Below are 14,297 nucleotides of genomic sequence, written 5' to 3' on the forward strand. Positions count from 1 at the left end.
GGAAAACGCCGCCGAGATCGGCCTGGAGCACAACCTCGGCCTCACCTGCGACCCCGTCGGCGGCCTGGTCCAGGTGCCCTGCATCGAGCGCAACGCCATCGCCGCGGTCAAGGCCATCAACGCCGCCCAGATGGCCCTGCGCGGCGACGGCCAGCATTTCATCAGCCTCGACCAGGCCATCCGCACCATGCGCGACACCGGCGCCGACATGCACGACAAGTACAAGGAAACCTCCCGCGGCGGCCTCGCCGTCAGCATCATCGAGTGCTGACCCCCGGTTCGCCCATCCGGGGAGCGGCGACGCCACCTTTTGGCGCACCGCGGCCCCATCCGGGAGCACGGCAGGCAAGCGTTACTTTCGGAAAATGATGGCACCCGGCGGCGACCGCCGCAGTGCTACCAAAGTCCCCAGGCCCCGCGCCCCATAGGCATTTGCGACATGCCGGAGGTCGCATCCGGGCTCCCAAAAGCGCCGTTCCCAGGCGCTTTTCTTTTTTTATTGAACGCCCAATCAACATAGGCACGGCATTTGCCTTGCTCTTGGCAAGCGTTGGTGACCTGTGGGTCACCCAGGCAGAAAAACAAGCATAAGAAAGCCCCTCAGGGGCGACCGTGACTAGCGTGAGGAGATCGAGCATCATGAATGCTTTCAACACCGGAGTTCCCCCGCAAAACCGAGCTCCGCAGTCCATCGGCTTCCTGCTGCTGGACAACTTCACCCTGATCTCCCTGGCCTCCGCGGTGGAACCGCTGCGCATGGCCAACCAGCTTTCCGGCAGGGAGCTGTACCGCTGGCACACCCTCACCCTCGACGGCCGCCAGGTGTGGGCCAGCGACGGCCTGCAGATCACCCCCGACGCCAGCACCGACGCCGCCCCGCCGATGGACAGCCTGATCGTGGTCGGCGGCGTGGGCATCCAGCGCAGCGTCACCCGCGAGCACGTCGTCTTCCTGCAGACCCAGGCGCGCCTGGGCCGCCGCCTCGGCGCGGTGTGCACCGGCAGCTGGGCCCTGGCCCGCGCCGGCCTGCTCGACGGCTACGACTGCAGCGTGCACTGGGAATGCCTGGCGGCGATGCAGGAAGCCTTCCCGCGGGTGGCCATGAGCACCCGCCTGTTCTCCATCGACCGCAACCGCTACACCTCCTCCGGCGGCACCGCGCCGATGGACATGATGCTGCACCTGATCGGCCGCGAGCACGGCCGCGAGCTGTCGGCGGCGATCTCGGAAATGTTCATCTACGAGCGCATCCGCAACGAGCAGGACCACCAGCGCGTGCCGCTCAAGCACATGCTCGGCACCAACCAGCCGAAGCTGCAGGAAATAGTCGCGCTGATGGAAGCCAACCTGGAAGAGCCCATCGACCTCGACGAGCTGGCGGTCTACGTCAACGTCTCGCGGCGCCAGCTGGAGCGGCTGTTCCAGAAGTACCTGCACTGCTCGCCATCGCGCTACTACCTGAAGCTGCGCCTGATCCGCGCCCGCCAGTTGCTCAAGCAGACCTCCATGTCGATCATCGAGGTGGCCTCGGTGTGCGGCTTCGTCTCCACCCCGCACTTCTCCAAGTGCTACCGCGAATACTTCGGCATCCCGCCGCGCGACGAACGCCAGGGCCAGCCGATCGGCCAGCCGGTGATGGTCATGCCGATTCCCCAGGACCTGGCGCTGATGCCGCACTCCTCGGCGATCTCGGCGCTGAGCCAGGCGCAGGGGGAATCGACCTTCGCCAGCGTGAGGGTTTGAGGGGGCTTTTTGCGGTGGGGTGATTGCGATGGGGGTTCACCTGTCACTTCGGTGCCTGGGATTGGCTCCGCCCCTCTCCCTAACCCTCTCCCTGAAGGGAGAGGGGACCGTTCAGTGTGCTTGGGTGTTTCGGTGTTAGCCGACTACTCCGCGGGTATCAGGACGAAACCATCCCTTCTCTCGGCACGGACTAGCCCCCTCTCCCTTCAGGGAGAGGGCTGGGGAGAGGGTACGGAGGTGACCTGAGACACCCAGGCAACCGGCAAGCACCGTTCGCGAGCAAGCTCGCTCCTACGAACAGCCGTCAGGCCACAGGACGTAGCTCAACCACTCGCGACAGCGCTGGACACGCACTTGTCCCGCCCGCTGCGCTTGGCCTCCAGCAGGGCGGCGTCGGCGCGGCTGAGGGTTTGCGAGTAGCTCTCGCCCAGGCGGTATTCGGCCACGCCGAAGCTGGCCGTCACCGACAGCGCCTCGGTGCCCACGCGCACGGCCAGCGAGCGGATGTCCTGGCGCACCCGGTCGATCACCTGGCCGGCGTCGGCCAGGGCGGTTTCCGGCAGCAGCAGGAGGAACTCCTCGCCGCCCCAGCGCCCGCACAGGTCGTACTGGCGCAGTGCGGCCTGCATGGTGCAGCCGATCTCCACCAGCACGCGGTCGCCCACCTCGTGGCCCCAGGTGTCGTTGACCTGCTTGAAGTGGTCGATGTCGAGGATCACCAGCACGTAGGGCTTGCCGTGGCGCTGGGCACGCTCGCTTTCCTCGCGCAGGCGCTCCATCAGCAGGCGGCGGTTGCCGATGCCGGTCAGCGGGTCGTGGGTGGAGGCCTCGCGCAGCGCCACGTTGAGGTCGCGCATCATGTCCTGGTAGCGGTCGGAGATCCGCGCCACCTTCTCCAACTGGCGCAACTGCTTGTGGTAGCGCTCCGACAGCGTCGAGTTCTGCGCCCGCGCCATCGACTGGAAGCCGTCGGAAATCCGCGCGATGCGCTCCAGGCGCGCGAGCTGGTCGAGGGACTGCTGGTGCTTGAGGAACAGCGCCTCGCGCAGCGGATGGTCGAGGTACTGCGGGTCGGCCAGCAGTGCTTCGATCAACAGGTCCAGCTCGCGTTCGCTGTTCATGGCATCACTCGTCGTAGGGCTGTATGACGAACGGGAAGCTACAGTCTTCGCGGAATTCCTCGGCCAGCTCGGCGACGCGCTCGTTGCGGCGGTCGTAGTGCCAGCTCACCTGGGTCTGGCGGCCGCCGGCATGGGCCTCTTCGAGCAGGTCGAAGATGTCCATCATCGCCTTGATCGAGCTGGTATTGAGGTATAGCAGACGCAGGTCCAGGGACAACGGGCGCTGCGCTTCGGCGAGGAAGCGTTGCACCCACTCGATCACCTGGCCGAAGAGTTCGTAGGAGTTCTCGGGATAGGAGTCGCCCTGCATGGCCAGGACGCCGGCGTCCCAGTCACCGTGGATCGACGGGGTGGACTGGGTGCCACTGATGTGAAGGTCACTCATACCTTTGTATTCCTGAAACGCGTGGTCAGATCACGGCGCGCAGACTGAAGAAGGCGCGCCCGTCGGGTTGTTCGGTAAGGGAAGTCTGCAGGGGCGCGCTGGACTTGCGGGCAATGTCCAGCAGGCCCAGGCCCGCGCCGCTGCTGGCCCCGGCATCGCGCGGGCGGCGCAGCTGCTCCTTGTAGGCCGCCTTGAGCTGGGCCTTGTCGAAGCCGGCGATGTCCTCGATGCTGCGCACCAGTTCGCGGCCGTCCGCCAGCTCCACCAGGTTGCCGGCGGAAACCACGTAGTGGCCGTCCTCGTTGCGGGCGATGGCCACGGTGGCCGAGGCGTCCAGGTCGCCATAGCCGCGCTGGGTGGCGTAGTGGCGGATGTTCTGGGTCATCTCGATGTAGACCGCGAAGACGTCCATGGCTTCACTCGGGTGTGCCTGCTCGGCCTGCATGTAGTTGCGCAGGGCGTGGCCGATCTCCTCGATCAGGCTGCGCGAGATCGGGCCGTTGAAGCACAGCAGGATGCGTTGTCGGGTGTAGCTTTCACGCATGGCCAACAGGTCAAGTGTCTCCATGGCGTACTCCTACTCGAATCGGAAGGACAGGATGGTGATGTCGTCGCGTTGCGGCCGCTCCCCCTGATAGTCCGCCAGGGTAGCGGCAAAAACCCGCGCCTGCTCGGCCAATGGCAAGCGTGAATGACGGCGCAACAGTTCGGCGAAGCGGCTGTTGCCGAAGCCGAAGCCGTGCTCGCCGCCGGCCTGGTCGAGGAAGCCGTCGGTGCACAGGTAGAAGGTCCAGCCCGGCTCCAGCGGCAGCTGGATATTCTCGTACTCTCCCTGGCGCTTGTCGCCGATGGCGCGGCGGCCGCCCTTGTATTCGCGAACCTCGTCACCATTGCTGGCGAACAGCGAGATCTTCGCCCCGGAGAAATGCAGCAACCGGCGGCCGTGGTCGACGCGCACGAAGCCGGCGTCCATGTTGGTGGCCAGGGCCTGGGTCACCCGCTCCTGGCTGATCATGCCGCGCATCACCTGGTCGGTCTCGCGCAGGATTGCCGCAGGGTCGTGGCTTTGCACGCTGTCGATGGCATGGTCGATGGCGGCCAGCGCCAGCATGGTCATGAGCGCGCCGGGCACGCCGTGGCCGGCGCAGTCGACCACGCCGATCAGGCTGTCCTCGCCGCCTTCGCGGTAGATGTAGAAGTCGCCGCCGACCACGTCGCGCGGTTTCCACAGCACGAAATGGTGCCGGCCCAGGGACGCCTGCAACTGGCGGTCGGGCAGGATGGCGCGCTGGATCAGGCTGGCGTAGTCGATGGAGTCGCCGATCTTCTTCTGCGCCGCGGCCATCTCGCGGTTGGCCTGCTCCAGGGCCTGGGTGCGCTGGCGCACCTTGTCCTCCAGGTCCTCGGTGTGCCGGCGGACCTGCTCGGCCATGCTGGCGAAGGCCTCGGACAGCTCGCCGATCTCGTCGCCGCGGGACTTGGGCAACGGGTTGTCGTACTGCCCGGCGGCGATCGCCTTGGCCGACTGGCGCAGGCCGCGCAGCGGCTTGAGCAGCAGCAGCTCGACGGTATAGGCGAAGCCCAGCAGGAGCAGCGCCAGCAGCCCCGCCAGGGTACCCGCCAGCGGCCAGATCCAGCGGCTGTCGAGCACCTGCGCGGCATGCAGGTCGACGGCGCTGAGCACGTGCCAGCGCAGCTCGGGAATGTAGGCGGTGGCCAGCAGCTGGCGCTTGCCGTCGAGGGTGGCCCAGAAGGTGCGCACCTCGCCCGGGTGCGCCTGGGCGTCGTCCAGCACCTGGCGCAGGCCCTTGCGTTCCTCGTCGCTGGCCAGCAGGTCGAAGACCCGGTGGCCGCCGTTGTCGGCGGTGCCGGCACCGGAACTCAGGGCGATCAGCTTGCGGTCGGGGTGCGCCTGGATGGCGCCGTCGGCGTCGACGATCATCGGCGTCACCCCGGCCTCGCGGCGCGAGATGAACTGGTCGAGGAAGGCGGTCAGGTCCAGCCCGCCGCCAGCCAGGCCGACCTTGTGGTTGCCGGCGATGACCTGGACGTTGAACCAGACCTTGGTGGCGCGCAGCTTGGCGTCGTAGTTGACGTTGATGTTGTAGGGGCTGTCGCTGGCCATGGTCGCGAAGTACCAGGCGTCCTGCGGGTCGTCGCGGCTCAGGGTGTAGCGCGGGGCATTGGACAGCGGCGAGGTGGAGTCGTTGAAGTAATAGTGCAGCGAGGAGTCGACGATGACGAAGTAGGAGTATTCGCCCTGGTCGCCGCGGTAGCCGTCGGCCTCACGGAAGAAGCGAGTGCGCCGTTCGGAGTTGCCCTCTTCCAGCAGCCAGTCCTGGGTCACCACCGACTCGGCCAGGCGCCGCGACAGCGACAGCTCGCGGATCACCGGAGCGAGGATCTTCTGCTGGTTGAGCAGGGTGAAGTTCTTCGCATAGGCCAGGCCGAAGTGCGTACGGATGTCCTCCATCGCCTTCCAGCCGAGCAGCACCGCGGGGACCAACGCCAGAACGCAGGCCAGTAACAGCGCTACCACCGATTTGCCGCGCAATCCCCATCGTGCCGCCATGGCCGTCCCCAGAAATCCTGTTCGCCGAGTCAGTGTCGTTCTTTTGGCGAAAGCGCAATTGTGCAGGCGAGCCTTGCCCCAGGCAATGCAAATTAATGGCTAATTGCCATATTTTTGACGTCACCCGGTTGACTCATTCTAGACGCGATTTCCCCCACCGCCACGGCGCCACCGGCGGCCGGGGCCTCAGCTGGCGGCGAAGGCCGCGCGCAGCTCGTCCAGGCTGGCGAAATAGTGCGCCGGGCCCTCGGCCAGCAGCTCCTCGCGGCTGCCGAAGCCATAGCCGACTCCAGCGGCGCTCAGGCCGTTGCGGTGCGCGCCGATCAGGTCGTGCTTGCGGTCGCCGATCATCAGCGTCTGCGCCGGGTCCAGGCCTTCGAGGCGCAGCAGGTGCTCGATCAGCTCGACCTTGTTGGTGCGGGTGCCGTCCAGCTCGCTGCCGTAGATCACCCTGAAGTGCCGGGCGAAATCGAAATGCCGGGCGATCTCGGCGGCGAACACCGTCGGCTTGCTGGTAGCGATATAAAGAGTGCGCCCCTGGCCACCCAGCAGTTCGAGCAACTCACCGACGCCCGCGAACACCCGGTTCTCGTACAGCCCGGTGTCCTTGAAGCGCACCCGGTAATGCTTCACCGCCTCCCAGGCACGGGCCTCGTCGAAGCCATAGGTGCTCATGAAGCACTGCAGCAGCGGCGGCCCGATGAAATGCTCCAGCCGGCGCAGGTCCGGCTCGTCGATGCCGAGCTGGGCCAGGGCGTACTGGATCGAACGGGTAATGCCCTCGCGCGGGTCGGTGAGGGTGCCGTCGAGGTCGAAGAGGATGTTCTGGTAGTGCATGGACGAGGCTGCGGCTGTACAGGTCGGGGCGACAAGGATACTGCGGAGTCCATGATCGACACAGTCGGCTGCCGTTTCCGCCTGTCGGTGAGCGGACCCGCTGTCTCTACAGAAAATCACACAAACCGACACTTTCCGTTGAGCTTGCCGTGTATTGCTCTACACTAAGTTTCACTTAATGACACTTTATGCAGAGTTACGCCATGCGTAGCAGCCCTCAACCCTCCCTACGGCCACTCAACCGGCTGTATGACGGCCTTTACTCGCTGGCCACGCCCGAACGCTACCTGTTCACCCCCGCCGACATGCGCGCCCTGGTCCCGGATATCTCCGACCAGGCCTACCGCTCGCTGCTCAGCCGTGCCGCCCGGGACAACAAGCTGGTACGCCTGTGTCGGGGACTTTACCTCTACAAGCTCGCCAAGGCCGACCTGGGCAACCTGCTCTATCACGCCGCCGCGCGCCTGCGGGCCAACGATTTCAACTACATCAGCCTGGAAACCGCGCTGAGCGATGCCGGGGTGATCTCGCAGGTTCCCATCCACTGGATCACGCTGATGTCTTCGGGACGCACCAGCCAGATTTCCTGCGGCCAGTACGGCACTATCGAGTTCATCCATACCGCCCAGAAACCGGCGGAACTGGTCGGCCAACTCGACTACGACAGCCGTTGCCGCCTGTGGCGCGCCAAACCTGCCCAGGCCATCCGGGACATGAAGGTGGCGAAAAGGAACCTCGACCTGATCGATTGGAGCATTGCCGATGAGCTTGTTCGACAGACTGGTGGACCAGGCGCTCAGCAACACCCCTGAACTCTCGCCATTGCGCGTGGTGGTGGAAAAGGAGCTGCTGCACCACGACATCATGCGCATCCTGAGCGAAGCCGGCCTGCTCGAAAAACTGTGCTTCATCGGCGGCACCTGCCTGCGTGCCTGCCATGGTTCGAGGCGCTTGAGCGAAGACCTGGATTTCACCGGCGGCGCCGACTTCGAACGGGAAGATTTCGCCCACCTGAAAGCGGCATTGGTCATCAGCCTGGAAAGCAAGTACGGCCTGGCAGTGGAGGTCAGCGAGCCCGTCCGGGAACAAGGCAATGTCGATACCTGGAAGCTGAAGGTGCAGACACGCCCGCAAGCTCCCCATTTGCCCGCCCAACGCATTCATATCGATATCTGCGCGATTCCGACCTACCAGAAGAAGCCCATGGCGCTGCTCAACCCCTACGGGGTGGACATGGGCACCGAAGGCCTGATCCTGAACACCGAAAGCCTCGAGGAAATCTACGTCGACAAGATCCTGGCCTTCGCGCTGCGCAGGAACCGCATCAAGAACCGCGACCTGTGGGACCTGGCCTGGCTGAAACAGCGCGGCATCAAGCCCGCCTACGAGCTGATTCCGGCCAAGCTCGCGGACCACCACGTGGAAGTCGCTATGTTCCTGCGCCTGGCAGAGGAACGCGTGAACGCCCTGCTCGGCGAGCCGCAGGTCAAGGTCGATTTCCGCCAGGAGATGCGTCGGTTCCTGCCCGCCGAGATCGTCGCCCAGACCGTCGACAACGAGCGCTTCTGGGAGTACCTGGCCAGCGCGGTCGATGCCTTGATGAAGCAGGTGAAGAGCAGCCTGGACAAGACCGGCCAGGCCGGCGAGCCGGACCGGTTCATCATGTGAGCTTCACGCGCCCGCTTCACTTACTCGGCATAACCCTCGGTGAGGTGCTGGTCCTTCAGCTTCACATAGTTGCCCGCGGTATAGGCGAAGAATGCCCGCTCCTTGTCGGTCAGCGGGCGGGCCTTCTTCGCCGGGCTGCCGACGTAGAGGAAGCCGCTTTCCAGGACCTTGCCCGGCGGGACCAGGCTGCCGGCGCCGAGGATCACTTCGTCCTCGATCACCGCGCCGTCCATGACGATGCAGCCCATGCCCACCAGCACGCGGTTGCCCACCGTGCAGCCGTGCAGCAGCACCTTGTGGCCGACGGTCACTTCGTCGCCGATTGTCAGCGGGAAGCCGTCGGGGTTGTAGGGGCCGGCGTGGGTGATGTGCAGCACGCTGCCGTCCTGGATGCTGGTACGGCTGCCGATGCGGATGCGGTGCATGTCGCCGCGCACGGTGACCAGCGGCCACACCGAGCTGTCGGCGCCGATCTCGATGTCGCCGATGAGCACGGCGCTGGGGTCGACGAAGACGCGCTCGCCGAGTTGCGGCGTTTTACCCTGATACGAACGTATGGCCACGATAGCTTTCCTTCAGGCTGCGGATGACGCCGATTGTATTTAAGATGGCCGGGTGTTTCCTCAGCCAAGGTTGCCACCGTGAGCGCGAATCCCCTTCTGCAGAACTACGACCTGCCGCCCTTCTCCGCCATCCGCCCCGAGCACGTGAAGCCGGCCATCGAGCAGATCCTCGCCGACAACCGCGCGGCCATCGCGCGCATCCTCGCCGAACAGGGCGCGAACCCGGGCTGGGATGGCCTGGTCCTGGCCATGGACGAGCTGCACGCGCGCCTGGGCGCCGCCTGGAGCCCGGTCAGCCACCTCAACGCCGTCTGCAACAGCGCCGAGCTGCGCGAGGCCTACGAAGGCTGCCTGCCGATGCTCTCGGCCTACTGGACCGAACTGGGCCAGAACCGCGAGCTGTTCAAGGCCTACGAGGCCCTGGCCGGCAGCCCCGCCGCGGCGAGCTTCGACCTGGCCCAGAAGACCATCCTCGAACACGCCCTGCGCGACTTCCGCCTGTCGGGCATCGACCTGCCAGCCGAGCAGCAGAAGCGCTACGCCGAGATCCAGGCGCGCCTGTCCGAGCTGGGCAGCCGCTTCTCCAACCAGCTGCTCGACGCCACCCAGGCCTGGACCAAGCACGTCACCGATGAGGCGGCCCTGGCCGGGCTGACCGACTCGGCCAAGGCGCAGATGCAACAGGCCGCGCAGGCCAAGGGCCTGGACGGTTGGCTGATCAGCCTGGAATTCCCCAGCTACTTCGCGGTGATGACCTACGCCCAGGACCGCGCCCTGCGCGAAGAAGTCTACGCCGCCTACTGCACCCGCGCCTCCGACCAGGGCCCCAACGCCGGGCAGAACGACAACGGCCCGGTGATGCAGGAAATCCTCGACCTGCGCCAGGAGCTGGCGCGCCTGCTGGGCTATGCCAACTTCTCGGCGCTGTCGCTGGCGACCAAGATGGCCGAGTCGCCCGAGCAGGTGCTGCACTTCCTGCGCGACCTGGCGGTGCGCAGCAAACCCTACGCCCAGCAGGACCTCGACCAGCTCAAGGCCTACGCCGCCGAACAGGGCTGCGCGCAGCTGCAGAGCTGGGATTCGGGCTACTACGGCGAGAAGCTGCGCGAGGCGCGCTACAGCGTGTCCCAGGAAGCGCTGCGCGCGTACTTCCCGGTGGACAAGGTGCTGTCCGGCCTGTTCGCCATCGTGCAGAAGCTGTACGGCATCCAGATCCGCGAGCTGCACGACTTCGAGCGCTGGCACCCGGACGTGCGCCTGTTCGAGATCGAGGAGCACGGCCAGCACGTCGGGCGCTTCTACTTCGACCTCTACGCCCGCGCCAACAAGCGCGGCGGCGCCTGGATGGACGGCGCCCGCGACCGCCGCCGTGACGCCGCCGGCCAGCTGATCGCCCCGGTGGCCTACCTGGTGTGCAACTTCACCCCGGCGGTGAACGGCAAGCCGGCGCTGCTGACCCACGACGAAGTCACCACCCTGTTCCACGAGTTCGGCCACGGCCTGCACCACCTGCTGACCCGCGTCGAGCACGCCGGCGCCTCGGGCATCAACGGCGTGGCCTGGGACGCGGTGGAGCTGCCCAGCCAGTTCATGGAGAACTGGTGCTGGGAACCCGAGGGCCTGGCACTGATCTCCGGCCACTACGAGACCGGCGCCCCCCTGCCGCAAGACATCCTGGAGAAGATGCTGGCGGCGAAGAACTTCCAGTCCGGCCTGATGATGGTCCGCCAACTGGAGTTCTCGCTGTTCGACTTCGAGCTGCACACCAGCCACGGCGACGGCCGTAGCGTGCTCGACGTACTCAACGGCGTGCGCGACGAGGTGGCGGTGATGCGCCCGCCGGCGTACAACCGCTTCGCCAACAGCTTCGCGCACATCTTCGCCGGTGGCTACGCGGCCGGTTACTACAGCTACAAGTGGGCCGAGGTGCTGTCGGCGGATGCCTTCTCGCGCTTCGAGGAGGAAGGCGTGTTCAACCCGCAGACCGGCGCCGCCTTCCGCGAGGCCATCCTGGCCAAGGGTGGCTCCCAGGAGCTGATGGCGCTGTTCGTCGCCTTCCGCGGCCGCGAGCCGTCGATCGACGCGCTGCTGCGCCACTCCGGCCTGACCGGGGAGGCTGCGTGATGGCCGAGGTGAAGAAGCGCTTCATCGCCGGCGCCGTGTGCCCGGCCTGCAGCGAGCAGGACAAGATAGTGATGTGGGACGAGGACGGCGTGCCGCACCGCGAGTGCGTGGCCTGCGGCTACGCCGATACCCTCAATGCCCAGGGCCAGTCGGTGCCGAAGGAGCTGGCCACGCGGGTCAACGTCACCGGCCTGAAGAAACCGGCCGATCCGAAGGTGCAGGGGGTGCAGTTCTTTCCCAATCCGAAGTTGAAGAAGAAGGATTGAGGTAGGGGCGGGCTTGCTTGCGAAGGGTGCTCACCTGTGGTTTCGGTGTATTGGGCCGGCCCCGCTCCCTCTCCCTAACCCTCTCCCTGAAGGGAGAGGGGACCGTTCGGTATCAAGCGCATTTTCAGCTCTCGCCGGAGACTCCAGGGTTGCCGGCTTGCACGAAAGCGGGCGTCGGCACGGATCCCCTCTCCCTTCAGGGAGAGGGCTGGGGAGAGGGGACGGAGTCAATCCGCAAGCCAAGCCCCACCGGCTAGCCCCCTTCGCGAGCAAGCTCGCTCCTACAACCCCTTCCCCCTCCTCACCAACCACTCCTCCAGCGCCGCCGCCGGCAGCGGCCGCGAGAACAGGTAGCCCTGGGCCACCGGGTAGCCCTGCTGGCGCAGCAGTTCCAGTTGCGCCTCGTCCTCCACCCCTTCGGCGATCACCATCAGCTCCAGGCTGCGGCCGATGTTCATCACCGCGTCGGTCAGCGCCTGGGCCGCCGTGCCTTCGCGCAGGTCGGCGACGAAGCTGCGGTCGAGCTTCAGCTCGCGGATCGGCAGGCGGTGCAGGTAGCCGAGGCTGGAGTAGCCGGTGCCGAAGTCGTCCATCGACAGGCGCACGCCCAGGCCGTGCACGGCACGGAGGATGTCGAGGGTCGCCGGGTGGTTGTCCAGCAGCATGCCTTCGGTGATTTCCACCACCAGGTCGCTGCCGGCCAGGCCGTTGCGGCGCAGCAGGTCCTGCAGGCGGGCCGGCAGGTCGGGGTCGCGGAAGTCGGCGGGGGACAGGTTGACCGCCACCGCCGGGATGTGGATGCCGCGCCGGCGCCAGTCGGCCAGTTGCCGGCAGGCCTCGCGCAGCACCCACTGGCTGAGTTCGCCGATGATGCCGCACTCCTCGGCCAGGGCGATGAAGCGGTTCGGCGCCACCGCGCCGAGTTGCGGGTGGCGCCAGCGGGCCAGGGCTTCCACGGCGTGCACGCCGCCGTCGTCCAGGCGCACCTGGGGCTGGTAGTGCAGGCTCAGGGTCTGGCGCTGCACGGCCTCGCGCAGCGCGCTTTCCAGGGCCAGGCGCTCCTGGGCGCGCTGGTTCATTTCGTCGCTGAAGAAACGATAGCTGCCACGGCCGCCGTTCTTCGCCTGGTACATGGCGATGTCGGCGCGGTGCAGCAGTGTCTCCATGTCCCGGCCGTTGCTGGGGAACAGGCTGATGCCGATGCTCGCCAGGGTGATCAGGCTGACGCCGGCCACCCGGTGCGCCAGGGCCAGGCGGGCGAGGATGCGTTCGGCGACCTGCGAGGCGAGCAGGCCGCCGCAGTATGGCAGCACCACCACGAACTCGTCGCCCGACAGGCGCCCCACCAGGCCCTGCTCGCGCACCACCTCCTGCAGGCGCGCCGCCACCAGGCGCAGCAGCTCGTCACCAGCCGGGTGGCCGAGGGAGTCGTTGATCTGCTTGAAGCGGTCCAGGTCGATGAACAGCACCGCCATTTCCGCCTCGTCGTCCTCGATGCGCGTCATCGCCTGCTCGGCCTCGGCCAGCAGCAGGCTGCGGTTGGGCAGGCCGGTGAGGGTGTCGTAGAAGGCCAGTTGGCGGATGTGCGCGCGGGCCTCCTCGCGCTCCAGGGCCAGGGCGACGAGGGGCAGGCTGACGTCCACCAGGCGCAGGTGCAGCTCGTCCGGGCCGCGGCACTGCTCGTAGTAGAAGGCGAAGGTACCGATGACGCGGCCCTCGCTGTTCTTGATCGGGCTCGACCAGCAGGCCTTCAGCCCCGGGGGCACCAGGTGGCGGTAGTCGTCCCACAGCGGGTCGCTGGCGATGTCGCTGACCATCACCGCCTTGCCGCGGTAGGCCGCGGTGCCGCAGCTGCCGGCGCGGGGGCCCATGCGGGCGCCCTCGATGGACCGCGAGAAGTCCTCCGGCAGGCTCGGCGCGGCCAGCGGGTGCATGCGCCCCTGGGCATCCACGCGCAGGATCGAGGCCTTGACCTCCGGGGCGATGCGCTCCACCTCGCGGCACACCAGGTCCATCACGTCCACCAGCGGGCGCTCGCGCACCAGGGCGTCGAGTACCTTGTTCTGCAGCACCTCGTGCAGCTTGGTGTGGGTGATGTCGGTGAGCAGCATCACCGAGTTCACCGGCTGGCCGCGGGCATCGAGGATGGGGTTGGCCACCACCGAGCACCACAGCGGCCGGCCGATCAGGTCGCGCACCAGTTCCTCGCTGCGGAACAGCCCGGCGCCGGCCTGGCGCCAGCGCCGCACGCTGGCCTGGGGCACCTGCAGCAGTTCCGAGGGGTAGCGCCCCAGGGCCTGCTCGGCGTTCCAGCCGAACATGCGGCTGAAGCCGGCGTTGACGTAGAGGATGCGCCCCTCGCGGCCGGTGACGATGACCGCGTTGTCGGTCTCGTTGGCGGCCAGCGAGAGCACGTCCATCTGCTCGCGCTGGCGGCGCTGCAGGGTGCAATCCTTGACGAAGGCGGTGAGCAGGCGCTTGCCGTCGAACTCGATGTGCGAGATCGACATCGAGCCCCACAGCCGGCTGCCATCGCGGCAGCGCATCGGCACCTCGCTGCGGCTGCCGGCTATGCCCTCGGTGTCCAGGCTGGCGTCCAGGCGCGAGCGCACCTCGTCGGGCAGCAGCAGGCCGACGTCCTGCCCCAGCACCGCCTCGCGGGAATAGCCCCAGAGGCGCTCGGCGGCGGCGTTGAACAGCAGCACGCGGTTGTTCTCGTCGAGCACCACCACACCGTCGATGGCCTGTTCGAGAATCTGCGCGAAGACGTCCGGGAGCTGATCGTAGGGCATTGCTGGCATCCATCTCGGAAACGCACTTGGGCTCTCTTCCTGCATGACAGTGCCCTCGGGTGGCCCACCAGGAAAGCGTAGTGGCTGAAATACTGGCACGACTAATAGCCATTTGACATATCGCCATGGTCGACTATCTCGGAAACATTGGAAGGCCACAGCGCCGCCCGGCGGACTAGGCTATTAGGCATTTCCCGGAAGGAGCCCGCAGTGCCCCCTCGCCCCC

At 66.8% G+C, this 14,297-nt stretch carries 13 protein-coding genes; 6 read left to right on the plus strand and 7 right to left on the minus strand.

Translation table 11 applies throughout. The annotated features are described in order from the left end of the window. Positions 1-271 (plus strand): L-serine ammonia-lyase, iron-sulfur-dependent, subunit alpha (locus tag DK254_RS30175; protein ID WP_177412137.1); only part of this gene is annotated, 271 nt, incomplete at its 5' end. 368 nt (positions 272-639) lie between these two features. Next, the gene (locus tag DK254_RS30180; RefSeq protein ID WP_109936774.1) at positions 640-1,743 is read left to right on the plus strand and encodes a GlxA family transcriptional regulator; all 1,104 of its coding nucleotides are present in this window, start codon (positions 640-642) and stop codon (positions 1,741-1,743) included. A gap of 323 nt (positions 1,744-2,066) precedes the next feature. Here DK254_RS30180 and siaD read toward each other — a convergent pair whose 3' ends face one another. The 5 genes from siaD to DK254_RS30205 form a co-directional block, all read right to left on the minus strand. Beyond that, a complete protein-coding gene (siaD, locus tag DK254_RS30185) occupies positions 2,067-2,864 on the minus strand; it encodes a biofilm regulation diguanylate cyclase SiaD (RefSeq protein WP_218281466.1) in 798 nt (265 codons plus the stop codon). A gap of 4 nt (positions 2,865-2,868) precedes the next feature. Continuing rightward, positions 2,869-3,249, minus strand: a complete 381-nt coding sequence (siaC, locus tag DK254_RS30190) for a biofilm regulation phosphoprotein SiaC (protein ID WP_089392861.1) — start codon at positions 3,247-3,249, stop codon at positions 2,869-2,871. A gap of 25 nt (positions 3,250-3,274) precedes the next feature. After that, entirely contained in the window at positions 3,275-3,817 is a 543-nt protein-coding gene (siaB, locus tag DK254_RS30195) for a biofilm regulation protein kinase SiaB (protein WP_109936775.1), read from the minus strand. A gap of 9 nt (positions 3,818-3,826) precedes the next feature. After that, on the minus strand, positions 3,827-5,821 hold the full coding sequence (gene siaA, locus DK254_RS30200) for a biofilm regulation protein phosphatase SiaA (protein ID WP_109936776.1): 1,995 nt from the start codon (positions 5,819-5,821) through the stop codon (positions 3,827-3,829). A gap of 186 nt (positions 5,822-6,007) precedes the next feature. Further along, complete coding sequence (locus tag DK254_RS30205; protein WP_109936777.1) at positions 6,008-6,658, minus strand: HAD family hydrolase; 651 nt, start codon at positions 6,656-6,658, stop codon at positions 6,008-6,010. 203 nt (positions 6,659-6,861) lie between these two features. On the opposite strand from DK254_RS30205, the gene abiEi reads away from it, so the two are divergent. Both abiEi and DK254_RS30215 read left to right on the plus strand, forming a co-directional pair. Continuing rightward, positions 6,862-7,470: a type IV toxin-antitoxin system AbiEi family antitoxin gene (gene abiEi / locus DK254_RS30210; RefSeq protein ID WP_109937354.1), complete on the plus strand. Its 609-nt coding sequence runs from the start codon at positions 6,862-6,864 to the stop codon at positions 7,468-7,470. After that, positions 7,421-8,326 carry a nucleotidyl transferase AbiEii/AbiGii toxin family protein gene (locus tag DK254_RS30215; RefSeq protein WP_109936778.1) on the plus strand — a complete coding sequence of 302 codons (906 nt, stop codon included), beginning with the start codon at positions 7,421-7,423 and terminating at the stop codon, positions 8,324-8,326. Before abiEi ends, DK254_RS30215 begins: the two co-directional genes overlap by 50 nt. Before the next feature lie 20 nt (positions 8,327-8,346). Here the strand turns inward: DK254_RS30215 and DK254_RS30220 are convergent, their stop codons facing one another. Beyond that, positions 8,347-8,889 carry a gamma carbonic anhydrase family protein gene (locus DK254_RS30220; RefSeq protein ID WP_109936779.1) on the minus strand — a complete coding sequence of 181 codons (543 nt, stop codon included), beginning with the start codon at positions 8,887-8,889 and terminating at the stop codon, positions 8,347-8,349. Positions 8,890-8,967: 78 nt separating this feature from the next. On the opposite strand from DK254_RS30220, the gene prlC reads away from it, so the two are divergent. Next, positions 8,968-11,013 (plus strand): oligopeptidase A, encoded by a 2,046-nt coding sequence (prlC, locus tag DK254_RS30225; protein ID WP_109936780.1) that lies wholly within the window; start codon positions 8,968-8,970, stop codon positions 11,011-11,013. Continuing rightward, on the plus strand, positions 11,013-11,279 hold the full coding sequence (locus DK254_RS30230) for a YheV family putative zinc ribbon protein (protein ID WP_089392855.1): 267 nt from the start codon (positions 11,013-11,015) through the stop codon (positions 11,277-11,279). Before prlC ends, DK254_RS30230 begins: the two co-directional genes overlap by 1 nt. Positions 11,280-11,560: 281 nt before the next feature. Here DK254_RS30230 and DK254_RS30235 read toward each other — a convergent pair whose 3' ends face one another. Then, the gene (locus tag DK254_RS30235) at positions 11,561-14,071 is read right to left on the minus strand and encodes an EAL domain-containing protein (RefSeq protein ID WP_109936781.1); all 2,511 of its coding nucleotides are present in this window, start codon (positions 14,069-14,071) and stop codon (positions 11,561-11,563) included. Between the last annotated feature and the right edge of the window lie 226 nt (positions 14,072-14,297).

This window comes from Pseudomonas sp. RW407 (assembly GCF_003176655.1).
Classification (GTDB): Bacteria; Pseudomonadota; Gammaproteobacteria; order Pseudomonadales; family Pseudomonadaceae; genus Pseudomonas; species Pseudomonas delhiensis.